This is a genomic window from Sorangiineae bacterium MSr11954, from assembly GCA_037157815.1.
Classification (GTDB): domain Bacteria; phylum Myxococcota_A; class Polyangia; order Polyangiales; family Polyangiaceae; genus Pendulispora; species Pendulispora albinea.
This window is the reverse complement of sequence record CP089984.1, coordinates 11,252,070-11,265,706: the sequence shown is the minus strand read 5'-3', so window position 1 is coordinate 11,265,706 and position 13,637 is coordinate 11,252,070. Positions and strand designations below refer to the sequence as shown.

Annotated in this window: 11 protein-coding genes and 1 pseudogene; 9 read left to right on the top strand and 3 right to left on the bottom strand. The window is 61.8% G+C overall.

All coding sequences use genetic code 11. The features are described 5' to 3' along the window. Positions 1-116: 116 nt before the first annotated feature. Both LZC94_44175 and LZC94_44170 read left to right on the top strand, forming a co-directional pair. The gene (locus tag LZC94_44175; protein ID WXB14803.1) at positions 117-1,832 is read left to right on the top strand and encodes a 4-alpha-glucanotransferase; all 1,716 of its coding nucleotides are present in this window, start codon (positions 117-119) and stop codon (positions 1,830-1,832) included. Positions 1,833-2,928: 1,096 nt separating this feature from the next. Then, positions 2,929-3,282, top strand: coding sequence for a hypothetical protein (locus tag LZC94_44170; GenBank protein WXB14802.1), 354 nt, complete (start codon positions 2,929-2,931; stop codon positions 3,280-3,282). Positions 3,283-3,681: 399 nt separating this feature from the next. On the opposite strand, the pseudogene LZC94_44165 reads toward LZC94_44170, so the two are convergent. Next, a pseudogene (locus LZC94_44165) lies at positions 3,682-3,972 on the bottom strand (ISKra4 family transposase). Between the two features lie 1,464 nt (positions 3,973-5,436). On the opposite strand from LZC94_44165, the gene LZC94_44160 reads away from it, so the two are divergent. The 6 genes from LZC94_44160 to LZC94_44135 all read left to right on the top strand — a co-directional run bounded on the left by LZC94_44160 (position 5,437) and on the right by LZC94_44135 (position 10,915). Then, positions 5,437-6,132, top strand: coding sequence for a hypothetical protein (locus LZC94_44160; protein WXB14801.1), 696 nt, complete (start codon positions 5,437-5,439; stop codon positions 6,130-6,132). Then, entirely contained in the window at positions 6,125-7,249 is a 1,125-nt protein-coding gene (locus LZC94_44155) for a hypothetical protein (protein ID WXB14800.1), read from the top strand. Before LZC94_44160 ends, LZC94_44155 begins: the two co-directional genes overlap by 8 nt. Positions 7,250-8,008: 759 nt before the next feature. After that, positions 8,009-8,338 (top strand): hypothetical protein, encoded by a 330-nt coding sequence (locus LZC94_44150; GenBank protein ID WXB14799.1) that lies wholly within the window; start codon positions 8,009-8,011, stop codon positions 8,336-8,338. Further along, positions 8,332-8,730: an IS66 family insertion sequence element accessory protein TnpB gene (tnpB, locus tag LZC94_44145; protein WXB14798.1), complete on the top strand. Its 399-nt coding sequence runs from the start codon at positions 8,332-8,334 to the stop codon at positions 8,728-8,730. The genes LZC94_44150 and tnpB overlap by 7 nt, the downstream gene beginning before the upstream one ends. Before the next feature lie 118 nt (positions 8,731-8,848). Beyond that, on the top strand, positions 8,849-10,219 hold the full coding sequence (locus tag LZC94_44140) for an IS66 family transposase (protein ID WXB14797.1): 1,371 nt from the start codon (positions 8,849-8,851) through the stop codon (positions 10,217-10,219). A 78-nt stretch (positions 10,220-10,297) separates the two neighbouring features. Beyond that, complete coding sequence (locus LZC94_44135) at positions 10,298-10,915, top strand: IS3 family transposase (GenBank protein WXB14796.1); 618 nt, start codon at positions 10,298-10,300, stop codon at positions 10,913-10,915. A gap of 28 nt (positions 10,916-10,943) precedes the next feature. On the opposite strand, the gene LZC94_44130 is transcribed toward LZC94_44135, so the two are convergent. Further along, positions 10,944-11,846: a hypothetical protein gene (locus LZC94_44130; protein WXB14795.1), complete on the bottom strand. Its 903-nt coding sequence runs from the start codon at positions 11,844-11,846 to the stop codon at positions 10,944-10,946. Positions 11,847-12,350: 504 nt separating this feature from the next. Continuing rightward, a complete protein-coding gene (locus tag LZC94_44125) occupies positions 12,351-12,662 on the bottom strand; it encodes an ATP-binding protein (protein ID WXB20323.1) in 312 nt (103 codons plus the stop codon). Positions 12,663-13,246: 584 nt separating this feature from the next. Here LZC94_44125 and LZC94_44120 point away from each other — a divergent pair. Continuing rightward, a complete protein-coding gene (locus tag LZC94_44120; GenBank protein WXB14794.1) occupies positions 13,247-13,570 on the top strand; it encodes a hypothetical protein in 324 nt (107 codons plus the stop codon). Positions 13,571-13,637: the final 67 nt, after the last annotated feature.

Sequence of the window (13,637 nt, the reverse complement as noted above, 5' to 3'; positions counted from 1 at the left end):
TGATGCTGAAAAGCTCTTTTTTCGGCTCTGCCAGAGGTCACGGTGTGGCGAGACACGCCATTCGCCGGCTCGAACCGGCTAGAAAAGGCGCGGGCGTCCGTGCTTGATTGACCCTCATGAACTCAAGGGAGCTTCTGCACGAAGCGAGGCGAGCGCTCGGGATCGAGCAGCTCGTACTGGCCATCCACGACTCGAGCTTCCCCGGTTTCGCCGGCGAGGATCTTGGCCGTGGGTCGCCCTACTCGCGCGGCGCACGGGACCTGTTCGCTTTCGCGCGGAGCCTCGGCTTCACCGGCGTGCAGCTGGGGCCGCAAGGGGAGACAACGCTCGGCAACCGCTCGCCGTACGACGGCACCGTGTTTGCTAAGAGCGTGCTGTCGATTGATCTCCTCGGCCTCACCCGCGATCCGGATTGCGCGGAGCTGGTCGACGGCGCCATCGTGCGCGATCGCATCGCGGGACGCCCCACGAGCGTCGGGGGCGATGGCGTGCAGTACTCCTACGCCTTCCGCGCCATGCGCGAGGTGGTCAAAGGGGCGTGGCAGCGCTTCTCGCGCAGCGCCTCCGCGCCACTTCGCGCCAGGTACGACGCGTTCCGGACGACCAACGCGGTGTGGCTCGACCACGACGAGGCATACGAGCGCGCCACGGGGCACTTCGAGCTCGGCGACGCGTTCGCCTTCGGGCAGTTCCTCGTCCATGCGCAGCACGAATCGATGCGGGCGGGGACGGCGCAGGGCGGGCTCACGATGTACGGCGATCTCCAAGTCGGCCTCTCGCTGTGCGATCGCTGGAGGCGCGAGCCGCTGATGCTCGCCGGTTACGCGATGGGGGCGCCGCCGAGTCGCACCGATCCCGACGGGCAGCCGTGGGGGTACCCGGTGCTCGATCCGGGCGCGCGCGAGGCGATGGTCATGCTCGAGCTCCGCGTCGCGAAGATGCTGCGCGAGCTCGACGGGCTCCGGATCGATCACCCGCACGGCCTCGTCTGTCCCTGGGTATACGACGCATTGGCCCCGGATCCGATTCACGCGGTGAAGCACGGTGCGCGTTTGTTCGCGTCGCCTGACCTCCCGGACCACCCCGCGCTCGCCCGCCACGCGATCGTGCGGCCGGCGCAGCTCGATCGCAGCCTGCCGCGCCACGCGGACGGCTGGGTGCGCGAGCTCGACGAGACGCAGGTGGACGCCTACGGCACCCGCTTCGATTCCATCGTCCAGATGATGCTGGCAGCGGGGCGCGATTTGCGCGGCGTGGTGTGCGAGGTGCTGAGCACCCAACCGTATCCGCTCTGCCGCGTGATGGACCGGCACGGCCTGGGGCGCTTTCGCGTGACCCAAAAGGCGAACCCGCTGGACCCGCTGGACGTCTACCGCCATGAGAACGCCCGCCCGACGGACTGGATGATGGTCGGCAACCATGACACCGCGCCCCTCCTCCTCGTCGTCGAACGCTGGCGTGACGAGGGCGTCGCCGAGACGCGAGCGCGGTACCTCGAGGAGCGCCTCGCGCTGCCGCGCGGATCGCTCGGGACCGACGTGGCGAGCCTCACGCAGGCGATGTTCGCCGCCCTCTTCGCCAGCGCGGCACGAAACGTCATGGTCTTCGTCCCCGACCTCCTCGGGGTACGTGCAATCTACAATCGCCCAGGAATCGTGGACGACGTCAACTGGACATGGCGAGTCCCCGAAAACTTCCGCGGCGTATACACCGACAACGTGGCGCGCGGCGAAGCGATGAACGTGCCGCGCGCGATGGCGATGGCCCTCCGCGCGAAGTCCGACGCCACCCGCGCGCGCACCGATCTGATCGAGGCACTCGAGCGGACGTAACGCCGCGGCGGCCATCGCGCTGGGCTTTTGCTGGGCGAGCGAGTCCGGGCAGCTCTGCTCCAATACCGTTCGACTCGCAGGGCGAAACCACCCGCAAGCAATGTGTCTCGTTCGCAACGGCCCGGAGGCAGGAGCCCATCAAGCAGACGCGCGCCTCGCTGTGGAATGCCACGATCGGGGCGTTATGTTACCGTTCACACTGAAACAGCGCACAGGCGCCGCAGCTTCGGGTCGAAGTCGGCACAGATTGTGATGATTCCTTTCGTCACCTTGATCCAGACGTCTTTTCCCATGAGACGCCACGGTACCGAGTACAGCCGACCTTCGAATTGCGCGTGCGCATCGCGATGGATCCGTGCTTTTTTCCAGAGTACGAGCCCCCGGGCTCTTGGTGCCTGTCGGCGCGTCACTTCCACTGGTATGGAGGCTCGACGACCGCGCAGGAGCCGGCGGTTAGCAGTCGGGCGCCCTTCCCACGCAGAGTCACACGGCTACGCGGCTCTCGCTGCCCGCGTACGGATCCCACTTGCGCTTTCCGAGGTCGCTTGGCGCGCGATGCCTGCGCACCGCTCGAAACTCGAGGCCACCGACCGGGTGTGGCGCGCCGAACGCCCATGCCCTCCGCCATGGACGAGAAAGAGGGCTCTGGGGTTGTGATCAAAAGCCGCCTTGGATCTCCACCGGCGTAAACGACCTGGCAGCACCATCGGCGAGTCCAAGCTGCCCGTATTCGTCCTTGCCCCAGCAAAAAACCTTGCAGGCCCATGTCGCGGCGCAGGTGTGCTGGGTGCCCGCCACGAGCGACTTGCCGCGTTGGTCCTGAGCGGTGCGTGAATCTCGTCGCCGTGCACCGCACGTCGGTGTACCGCCATCGTTCGATGTACCGACTGGCCGAGATAGATGGTACACCGCAGTGGTACACTGCGGTGACGCGCTCTGCGTCTAATCGGCGGCCTTTTTTATGATTCACCCGGAACGCCTTCCGCCCTGACGGCGGTCTCGTGCACTGGCACATCGATTGCTATCCGCACCCGTCGAACCATTCGCGGCGGCCTGTTCGAGGAGCGTCGCCTATTTGAGGGATTTGGAGACATTCATGAAATTTGCCAAAGCGATCATCGCCACCATGTTGCTCTCGCTTCCCCTGGCTGCTTGCGCCGCCGACAAACTCGATGACGAGAATACCGTCGAATCGAGTCGAGTCGAAGAACCCGACCAAACCGCGTCGGCGACAGAAGCCGTTTTGTCCGGTTGTTCCAATGCGGAGATTCGAAAAGTTCAGACAAACTGCAATGTTTCGGATTGCCGGCGCGCTTATGGCGCAGGGGTAGGAAGCAGAGGAATCCACTGGTGTGATTGGAGAAATCCTCCTGCTCCCGGATTTTGCTTCTACTCGTGTGCGTGCAGCAACGGCAAGAGCTATGAGACCAACGACACGTGTCCGAGGTAAATGCATCGGCGTACCTCGGAAGATGACGACCCAGCGCACGAGCGATCCGTACAATGCATATCGATGGCCGCTCGCGGTGCTCGTACATTCTCGAGGCGGGCTTGGGACCCGCCGATCCACCCGCGGGTGACTCGAACCGCAACATCGAGTTCCTGCATATCGAATCGTGGGCTGCTCGAGCGACGCAGCCCGCGCGATTCGGCAATTTCGTTGAACCGATACCTCATCTTTTCATAAAGAATGCGGCCATACGCCTCTTCGACTTGCGCCGTGTGTCGGGCTTTCGAGCCGGCCATGACGCTCGGTTTGTCGGCCTCGGGGTGGAACTGCGTGCCTTGAATGCCCGGTGCAAAATCGAAAGGGGCCGGCGCTCCTGAAACGCACATTTTCTCGGATTACTTAATTAATCCTTCGTAGTGGCCGGACAGGGTCAGGTGAATGGCCGGCCGCGGAATGTTGCGCGTGACGCCGTTGGTGTTCTTGGCGTACATGGAGCTCCCAGTAGCCATCGAGGTCACCGCTGGCGCGCAACGCGCGTAGGCGCAGGACGGCCTCGGCGCCATCGAGCGTCCAGCGTGCGCCACCGCAGTCTATACGATCTTTGACGAGATAGCGGCATGCGCTGTCGATGACCGCCGTTGCGATGGGAAGTCCCATTTCGAGCGCCTCGCCGTAACGCATGTAGTCCGCATACGTCTGCAGGTAGTCGGCTGCATCTTCGACGGCCGCGAGCGCGCTGCATTGGAGCTCTGTACGCGGCTACTCGACGCCGGCGAGCGGATGCTCGGGCAACATGGGGTCTTCATCGCATTGGTCGTCTCTTGTGTCGGTGAAGGATACGAGCAGCTCGGCCCGGCTCCCCGAAGCACTCGAGGCACTCGAACGAGCCGAGAAGCTTCTCGAAGACGAGACGACACCGCCGCGGCGAGAGTACCGCGCGACCATCAGCTTCGCCCTTGCCCGCGTTCTGCGGCGAACCGGCGGTGACCGGGCGCGCGCGCGACGCCTGGCCAACGATGCGGCAGACGGCCACCAGCACGCCGGCCGCCTTTACGCCCAAGACGCTGTCGCCGTCCAGACTTGGTTGACGAAGGTATCCACGCAGCAACGATAGGCGCTGTCAGGCTGACCTGCGTTCGCTGCTTCGTCCACGGCCCCACATTTCGACCGGCGGACGGCTGGGCATCACGGCCAGGAAAGGGAAAGGACGGGTCCACGCACGCGAGACGCGCCGCTCTCCGGTCTCTCGCCGTCTCGGGCCCTTGAAGCAGATGAGGAGGCTAAACGGCGCCCTACCTGCGTGCGCTCTGCACTCAATTCTCACTCGATGAGAGCAGCCCCAACCGCGCACCGAAGCCAAATTCCACGCCTAAATGCAAAAAACCCAGGGCTTGGAACCCTGGGTCTGCTTCTTCCGCTTTAGCAATTGAGTGGCGCGCCCAGGAAGATTCGAACTTCCGACAACTGGTTCCGTAGGACCACTGTTACCTACAGGCCCTGGAAAATAAGCGAATTCTCGAGGGATTCGGACGGCACGCGCCGTGCAGTCGCTCATAGATTGCCCATCGCGTTCAGCGTGTCCCCCCGCCGGGGGGGGGTGAAAACAAAGGGTGTGAAAGCTCAGCCGTAGCCTGCTGTTGGGGGCAAAGCTACCTGTTGCGCTGACCGCCAAGTCGGCGGGGCTGTCCGCGAGCTTCCTTCACGCATATTGAAGGTCCCCTGTCGTGTTGAGGCTCCGTCGCGAACGGAGCGTCAGAACCGAAGACGAGCAAGGGTAACTGTAGGGCGCGAAATCGCCAGATTTTGCGGGGGGACAACGACCAAATGAAAGGACCAGGTTACCCTCGCTACCAACTCGAGAGCCGTGACGCGTGCGCAGTCTCAAGTGGGAGTACTCTGCACAACTTATACGTCATCCCTCTTGTCAACACCTTTTTTGCGAGCGCACCGAACTGTACAGAGCTATGTATTCATGTCCAGCAGGTGAGGCGCGGTTCGCGTATTCTTTTTTAATAGGAGGCTCGAGCGTCAGAACGGCGCTAACAACTCACATGAAGCTCGCTCGTTTTTTGGCGGTGATTCTGGCTCCTCCTCTACGGGGTTTGGCCCTAGTATTGCATGCCTGACCCCGATAATCCCCTCGGAGTATGCTGAATGCCCAAGCCTTTCACAGTACCGCGCCATCTGCTGCCCAGCCTTGCTCAACTTCGGGACATGCCAGAGGGTCACCTGGACGAGCTCGTGGACCACGTCAGGGATGCGGGGACCTTGCTGAGCGAGGCCGACTTGCAAAAGAGCCTTGATCAGTTCCTCCCTAAGGAGGCCGTCAAACCACTGATCGAGCTCCTACTTTCGCTCTATTCTCTGCAAAAACAGAACAGTATCTCTACCGAGGAAGTGATCCATGGCATAAGCGCGGCTCTTACTCATTTGCCGCAGCCGCATCGTTGGGACGATGCGCAGATCAGGAAATGGAACCAGCGTACCTCGCAGCTCATAGCTCTCCTCAGCCTCGACAACCTCTATCTTCTCGATAAGGCGGTCGACTTGCGCTTTGAGCAGACAAATGTGCTCCTGCGCATGCGTCTCCTCGCTGACGTCCGCCCCGTCTTTGCTCGCGACGTTCCTGAACCCCGTGGTGCCATCGTAACGCAGACTCTACGTCTCGAGTATCTCGGTGATGGTGATGGCCTTCGAAAGAGCATCAGCTTTGCAATGGATGCAAAAGACATCAAAGAATTGCACCGTCAATGCGAGCGTGCCCTCGCCAAAGCCAAAGCTATCGCTACACTGTTAAATGACAAGGCTCAACTTCGCACATCGGTTTCGGGGGAGTCCGACGATGACTGAAGCTGTCTTCGAACAGGAACCGAGTTCGCCATCTCTGGACGTAATGGTCTGGGGGGTTCCGTGCGTGCCTTCCGCGGCGTCCGAAAGCATGACGTGGCGCTTCAAGACGGAGGCTCGTTTTCCACCGCAACAGAGTCCAAAAGACTTGTTCAAATTGAACAAAATAGGGCTCGATAAGCTGATCGTCCGTATTCCGCCGAGACTAAGTGCCAGAAATGTAGCCGGGTGGTTCCTCGACGAACGCGAGGAGTTACTCGAGCTGCTGACTCTCTTGCTGCGGATAATGGAGAGGGCGCGAGGCCAACTTCCATTGGCGCCATCGAACCAGCACGACACGAAACTCTCCGAGTCAGATGCGCCAGCCGCGCCTACGAAGGACGATTGGCAAATCGTGCGTTCTAACGTCGCGTCGATGAACGAACGGATCGAGGCGTTGTCTCGTCTCAGTGCGGAACACGACCCTCGTCTTGCACGATTTTTGGTCAACGAACTGCGTAAAGACGAAATTATCGATATGCGTTGGTTGGAGATCCTCGTGCAGGCCGTGGAACAACAGCGAATCGCCTCGAATGAGGATCGAGCATCGTTGGTCAATTCCCTATGGCGGCACGCTTTTACGTTGCGTGATGCTACGGACTCTCGTTCCGAACCCGCACTTTGGTCGGCCCTACGGCAGCTCGGATCGATGGCACCCGCAGATGTCGTGGAGCAATTTATTAAGTTCATGCGACCCGAAGATCCACCAAAGACGCGGCAGACTGCGCTCCAGAGCGTACAAAATATGTTCTCTGTCCAGCCTCCTCGGGATGACTTGCCGCTCGGCGCCATTTCTGCGCGCGCCATCGAGCTCGTCGAAAAGTACTTAGATCCGGACATGGTCAGCGGCTCAGAGAACATGGCTCTTGGGTACAACGCCTTTCTAGTAGCCGCGCTCGTAGGATCTACTGAGGCACCCCGGTTTGCTAAGTATGTTACGAAACTTGGACGTGCTTGGCTCACTCGACGCACCGAGAGCGCGTTACGCGATACTCTTGCCCGTTGGCGAGCGCACGGCATTACCAGCCGCGCAGAGCGTGTGCTGAAGGAGTGTCTCGACGTCCTCTCATCGAACGTGTAGTCGAGAGGTTTCGATCATGCCGGCACTGAAGCTGGGAACATGTGTTGCACCACAATACTCGGCCATTGGAACGCATACAGGCACGACGCATGCCGTGGGGCATGCTGGACTCCTCGCGGCGGATCAATCCCTGACCCTAGGCGGAATGGCAACGGTGCACCATATGCGGCCGCCAATGCGGCCAGACGAACCAATACCCTCTCATGTCATCGGATGGGTCGACGACCTCACAACAGAGGAACGAGAAAGGATCGCGTTCTGGCTTGATGACATGTTTACACGATGTACCAGTACCGAGTACGTTGTGGAGCCGTCTTGTGACGAGGTGCGCGACGAACAGACTGGACGCGTGAAGACGATTCGTTTCAGTTGCGCGGGCTTCGTCCTTTGCTGCTATCGTGAGGGAGCGAACATCCAACTCCTTGTCGACGATTCAAGCCTTCCACCCATTTCAGATCGAGTTCTCGAGATGGTATGGGGGCCTCGGATGGTGCGTGTCGCCCGGGCCCGCGCGCTGTTGCGTGGAGAAGGTCCCTGGCGGGTTCTCCTACCTGGTTATCTATTCCATTCTCTTGCTCGTGCTAACCCTCGTACCCCCTATCAACCGTCGGCCGCGGATGTAACCTTTCCCTGAGTGAGGGGGTCATGGATTGATGTTGAATTGTCCGCCGAGATGCCAAAGTGATCGTGAGGTCCCGCGTGACCGTCGCGTTTGTCGTGTAACCGTACGGGCAAAGACGCCGTGCGGGGCGGTCGCGTTTGATGTTCATTGCGCGCATGGCGAGACATGATGCGAACTGGTGGGCTGAGCGGATCAAGGAGCTGGCGCAAAGCGGCGACGCGGCGGGGATCGCCCGCCGACACAGCGTCAGGGAGCGGACGTTGATCTGGTGGCGATCCGAGCTTGAGCGGCGCGCGCGCACAGCAGGCCCCACGCGCCTGCTGCCCGTCGTCGTGACACGACCTGCGACGGTGGAGCGCGATATCGAGCTTGTCGTCGAAGCCGGACCGGCACGCATCACGATGCGTGGAGCGATTACGGCCGAGCATCTTGCGGTGCTGGTGGCCGCCGCGGCGCGCGCGTGTTGAGTCTCGGGCCCGGCATCGAGATCGTCCTCGCGAGTGCGCCCGTCGACCTTCGGCGCGGACACGATGGCCTCGTGACGCTCGTGCAGTCTTTGTGGAAGGCCGACCCGTACAGTGGCACCCTCTTCGTGTTTCTTGGTCGCCGCATGGATCGCGTGAAGATCCTCTTCTTCAGCGCGGGCGGCTTCGTTGTCTATTACAAAAGGCTCGAATCTGGGCGCTTCACGCTGCCGCGGATCCCTGAAGGGGCCTCATGCATCGACCTCGACGCGACGTCGCTCACCATGCTGCTCGATGGTGTCGATCTTCGTCTCGTTCGACGCACACCGATGTGGAAACCCGCGAAGACGACCGCCGAAGCGAAAAAGGGGATCGACATTCGGCGGAGTGCATGATCAAAGCTGTTTATTGGTCCCTCCTCCCGACAACGACGAACACGGTTCCTGCGCTTGGCGCGAGTACGCGCAGTACCTCGAACAGGAGGGTGCGCGGGCGCAAGCTCGAATGGATATCATGCAGGCCGAGCTCGAGGTGCTCAAACGCGCCTTCGCCAGGCGTACCGAGAAGATGGGCAAGATGCCCAAGATCGCGCGGCCACCGAGGACGCCAGCGGAGATCGCCGAGCGCCGCACGGAGCAGGCTTTGCTTCGCGCGGAACACATCGTCACAGAAGAGAAGACGGAGCCCGTGCCCGAGACGCTGAAGAAGTGTCATCTTTGCGGCGGCACGAATTTTCGCAGCGTCGGCACCGGCAAGCCATCCGAGGTTTACTCGTACGTCCCGGGCTACTTCCGACGTGTTGTGCACACGCGCGAGGTCGTCGCGTGTCGATGCGGTGGATGCGTCATTACCGCGCCGCCGCCGGAGCGTTGGTCGGACAAGACGCGGTACGATTCGAGCTTCGTTGCGCACCTCGTCGTCTCGAAGTGCCTTGTCGTCACGCCGCTTTATCGTCTCGAGCAGTCGTTCGCGCGGCTCGGTATGCCCATCGCACGAAGCACGATGAATGACTTGTTCCGGCGTGCGGCGCAAAAGCTCGAGCCCCTCCGAGCCCCGCTCTTCGACGTCATCAAGAAGGACTTCCTCGTCCATGTCGACGAGACGTCGTTTACGCTGACGAAGCAAACCTCGAAGGCGTTTATCTGGGCCTTTGTTGGCAAGCGCCTCACGGGATATCGCTTTGAGCTCACGCGTGGTGGCGATGCTCCACTCGAGGTCCTCGGTGATTCGCCTGGCGCATTTCTGTGCGACGATTATCGTGGATATGACCCGCTCGAGAAGCGAGGACTCCGTCAGCGATGTGGCTGTCTCGCTCACGTTCGTCGGAAATTTTTCGAGGCCGGGGAGGTGCCCGAAGCGAAGGAAGCACTCGACCTCATCGCCGGAATGTACGGTGTCGAGCACGAGGCAGAGCATCGCGCGTTCCTTGGCACGGCCGAGCATCTCGCGCTGCGGCGCACCTATGCACGGCCTCTATTTGTCCGATTACTTCTGCTTTCTCGCGAACTTCGTCGTGCACACGGACCGAAGACGTTGCTCGGTCGTGCCGCGCACTATGTATGGCGCAACCTGCGCCCGCTCGGCCGTTTTCTCCGCGATCCGCGCATCCGCCTGGACAATAACTTGGCAGAAAATGCCCTTAGGCTCGTCGCTCTTGGCCGGAAAAATTTTCTATTTGTCCACAGCGAGGACGCCGGTAAGGAACTCGCTCTGCTCTACTCACTGGTCGTCTCGTGCACACGCGTTGCCATCAATCCCGTTGAGTACATCGCGGACGTCCTCGAACGCATCGACAAGACCGCCGACGACAATCTCTCGAACCTCCTGCCCGATCGCTGGAAACCACACGCGATCGCATCACCCTCGACGTTCTTCGACCCTTAGACCATCGCGGATCGAACGGAACCCCGTTCAGGCCGTTCGCCGTACGGTTACGTTGGTAAGAAACGCATCGAACGATTGATGCGGGAGTCCGGCCTACGAGCGCGTCAAAAACGTCGCTTTCGGCATACGACCGATTCAAAGCACGCCTTTCCCATCGCTCCAAACCTCCTCGCGCGGGACTTCGAGGCGAGTGCACCTAACCGGTCGTGGGTGGGTGACGTCACCTTCATCGCGACAGGTGAGGGTTGGCTCTATCTTGCCGTCCTCGTGGACCTCTTCTCACGTCGTGTTGTGGGATGGGCAACGAGCGCCATCAACGACCGCTCCCTCGTCCTCGCCGCGCTCCGCGGCGCCCTGCGAACGCGTCGACCTGCCCCAGGGCTCATTCATCACACGGACCGCGGAAGCCCGTATGCGAGCGAGGACTATCTCCAGGCGCTCGTCGCTGCGGGGGTCGTCGTGAGCATGAGTCGCACGGCCGACTGCTACGATAATGCCGTTGCTGAAAGCTTCTTCGCGACGCTGAAGGCTGAGCACGTCGACCACCAACGCTACGCGACGCGCGACGACGCGACCGCGTCCATCGGAGACTACATCGAGCACTTCTACAACACCGTGCGCCGGCATTCGTACGTCGGCTATGTCAGTCCGATGGCGTTCGAATTGAAGTCCCAAGTCGCCGCTCTTGCGGCATAGTTACCGTGTCCACCGCGGCGGGGGAGGATCAGTAGAGGCGCGAGAGTGCCTCCGCGGCTACCAGTCCTTCCAGCCTCCCGTAGCCGACCATCCGTCGTACCACGGATCCATTCTTTTGTTCGACCCATGCCTGATCGTTCTTGCGATAAGGGCGCGAGCGCGTATTTTTGACATTGTGTTTGGCGCAGTAGTCAATCAAAGTATCGTTCATGAATTCTGTGCCATTGTCCGAATCTATCCCGCGCAATGGGAACGGCATCGTCGTGCGCAGCCGCTCAAGTGCATCGACGATCAAGGCCCCCTCGCGCACGAGCAAAGCGACGCACTCAGTCCACCCGCTCGCAACATCTGTGAGACAGAGCGTGTGGACGAAGCTGCCGGCCATGCTCTCCCCGGCATGGCAAACAAGATCGACCTCGAGGTAGCCAGGCTCCGGTTCCTTCCAGTCTGCGAAAGTCCGCACGGGCACACTCTGCTGCGCGGCGGTCCTCTTCTTTCGCGAGCGACGTCCTCCTGCGCTAGCGCGGGCAGTGCGCAAGAGTCGATCGATCGTCGCGGCGCTCGCCTCAAGCAACCGGGCACGCACGGTCACGTCGAGATGCAGGTGGCCGTGACGCTCCAGTGCCGGAAGAAGCGTAGGCAGCAGAGGGCGCAGGCGCTTGCCGCAGACGCGATCCGAAGCTTCCCACAGAACCAAGAGAGCCTGGCGCACCGCCTCGTTATAGACCCGAGCGCGGTCAGCCTTTCTTTCGGTAACGGGTGCACGCAGGGACGCATGGTGCAGGATCCGAATAGCGTGTTTGCGGTGGTACCCGGTCACCGCTTCGAACTCGTCAAGGATGCGACGTTTCTCCTCCCTCGAGACCGTCCGATATCGCTCTCCGACCGCCTGCACCAACTCCCGTCGCACCTTCGCGCTGATCTTCGCCATGTCGTTCCCTCGTTTGCTCCGCTGGTAGCAAAATTCATGAGGCAACGGTTCGTGTTTGGTAGGAAACCGAGTGAGTCAATGCGCCTTTCCACTGTAATTGTCGTTGTCGTGCGCGTCCTGATCTTCTTTTCTGCTGCTCGATGCTTCTCACGCTGCTCTACCTGTTCATCGAGGTAGTTGTCGTCATGGGGACGGTGGCGGGACGCAATTGTCGTCGGGCTTTTGGCCTCTCTATCGGCAGTCCCCCAAGAAATTTTGCAGCAACGGTAACTCGAGACGCCGGAAAAGCCGTCAAACCATAGGTCGAATCCAAATCAGTCCGGACGGCATCAGGATGCGGCGCGATCGATGCGGGACGGAGTACGAGCGAGCCGCAGGGCCGACGGCGCGCGAAGCTTTCTTGACGGTGCCCGTGATGCCGAGCGGCACGCCTGTCAACGGCCACCGAAAACTGACCCATCTCGGCCATCAAAAACTGACCCACCCCGCCGCGATGGGGGGCACTCACCGCGTGAGCGCCGGCACCTCCTGGGTCGCTTTGGGTTTGCTCTCGTCAGATCTTGAATCTGTCTTTTTGGTGGCCGCGGCCGGGACACGGTCTCCCGGACCGCGAGTGACGAGGACCTCCGCATGCTGGGCCAGACGGTCCAGGAGTGCGGCCGTCAGCTTGTCGTCGACGAAGACCCGGTTCCATTCACTAAAAGCCAGATTCGATGTGATCACCGTTGCGCACCGTTCGTGCCGGGTGGACAAGACGTCGAAGAGCAGCTCTCCGCCGGCTTTTTCAAACGGTACAAAGCCAAGTTCGTCCACCACCAAGAGTGAAACCCTTCGCAGTCGCTCTTGCAGGCGAGAAAGAGCGCGTGCATCCCGGGTGTTAACGCACCTATCTGTTGACGCTCGATGGCGCGAGATCGCGCCGGAAGTATGAGGGAGAGCGGCCATAGGCGACCTATTCCCCATCACATACATGGATTGGTCCCTTTCCCTCCAAGGGAGGTAGAGCGGGGCACGGAGGTGGAGCGTCGACGTGGTGTCGTCTGAAGACAAAAAGGAGACGGGAGGACCCGATTGGAAGCGGAAACGTCCTCCCGTCGCGCTCCGATCGCATGCTACCGAGACGGAGCGTTTACGTCGTCGTTCATCTGGCCATAGATGTCAAGAATTGGGCGAAGTCGCCGCCGAGCGTGGAGGCCGGCCGCCCCTCCTGCTGCCCCCGGTGCGGCGCGGCGTCGCGCCCGGTGGGGGGATTGCTCGGTCTCTGGGGGCATGGGCTTCGGGCTCGGCAAGTCCGCGGGCCGACAGAGCCCGAGGCAGCTCCGACGATGAGCGTCGTGCGGGTACGGCGTTACCAGTGTCGGCGCTGCAAAGCGACGATCACCGTGTTGCCTCGAGGAGCCGTGGCGCGTCGGCATTACAGCGCGGGGGCCATCGCCCTGGCGTGCGCGCTCTACGGCATGCTCGGCGCGACGCTTTCGGACACGCGCAGGCGGACGAGCCCCTGGCGTAGCGCCGAAGCAGGGTGGCCGACGCTCCGACGATGGCTCCAGGCCGTCGAGCGGCGCGTCCTGTTTCGCGTCGTACGGCCGTGGCCACGCGAAGCGCTGTTGCGGGCGCGAGCCGAGCGCGTCGCGGCCACGCTCGTCGCGTTCGCGCCCTTACCCCACCTCGTCTCGATCGAGGCGAGGGCGTTCGAGGGGGCCGCCTTCGCGGGGCGCGATTGACCCTCTGCCTCCAAGTGCAAGCCCGCGCCCCACCGCGTTGGATCGTCGCGCGCTGCGATCGAGTGCG

Excerpts from the sequence above, each read along its gene's own strand:
- LZC94_44170 (WXB14802.1), top strand. The coding sequence starts at position 2,929 with ATGAAATTTGCCAAAGCGATCATCGCCACCATGTTGCTCTCGCTTCCC.
- LZC94_44130 (WXB14795.1), bottom strand. The coding sequence starts at position 11,846 with ATGGCGAAGATCAGCGCGAAGGTGCGACGGGAGTTGGTGCAGGCGGTC.
- LZC94_44160 (WXB14801.1), top strand. The coding sequence starts at position 5,437 with ATGCCCAAGCCTTTCACAGTACCGCGCCATCTGCTGCCCAGCCTTGCT.
- LZC94_44135 (WXB14796.1), top strand. The coding sequence starts at position 10,298 with ATGCGGGAGTCCGGCCTACGAGCGCGTCAAAAACGTCGCTTTCGGCAT.
- LZC94_44155 (WXB14800.1), top strand. The coding sequence starts at position 6,125 with ATGACTGAAGCTGTCTTCGAACAGGAACCGAGTTCGCCATCTCTGGAC.
- LZC94_44140 (WXB14797.1), top strand. The coding sequence starts at position 8,849 with ATGCAGGCCGAGCTCGAGGTGCTCAAACGCGCCTTCGCCAGGCGTACC.
- LZC94_44175 (WXB14803.1), top strand. The coding sequence starts at position 117 with ATGAACTCAAGGGAGCTTCTGCACGAAGCGAGGCGAGCGCTCGGGATC.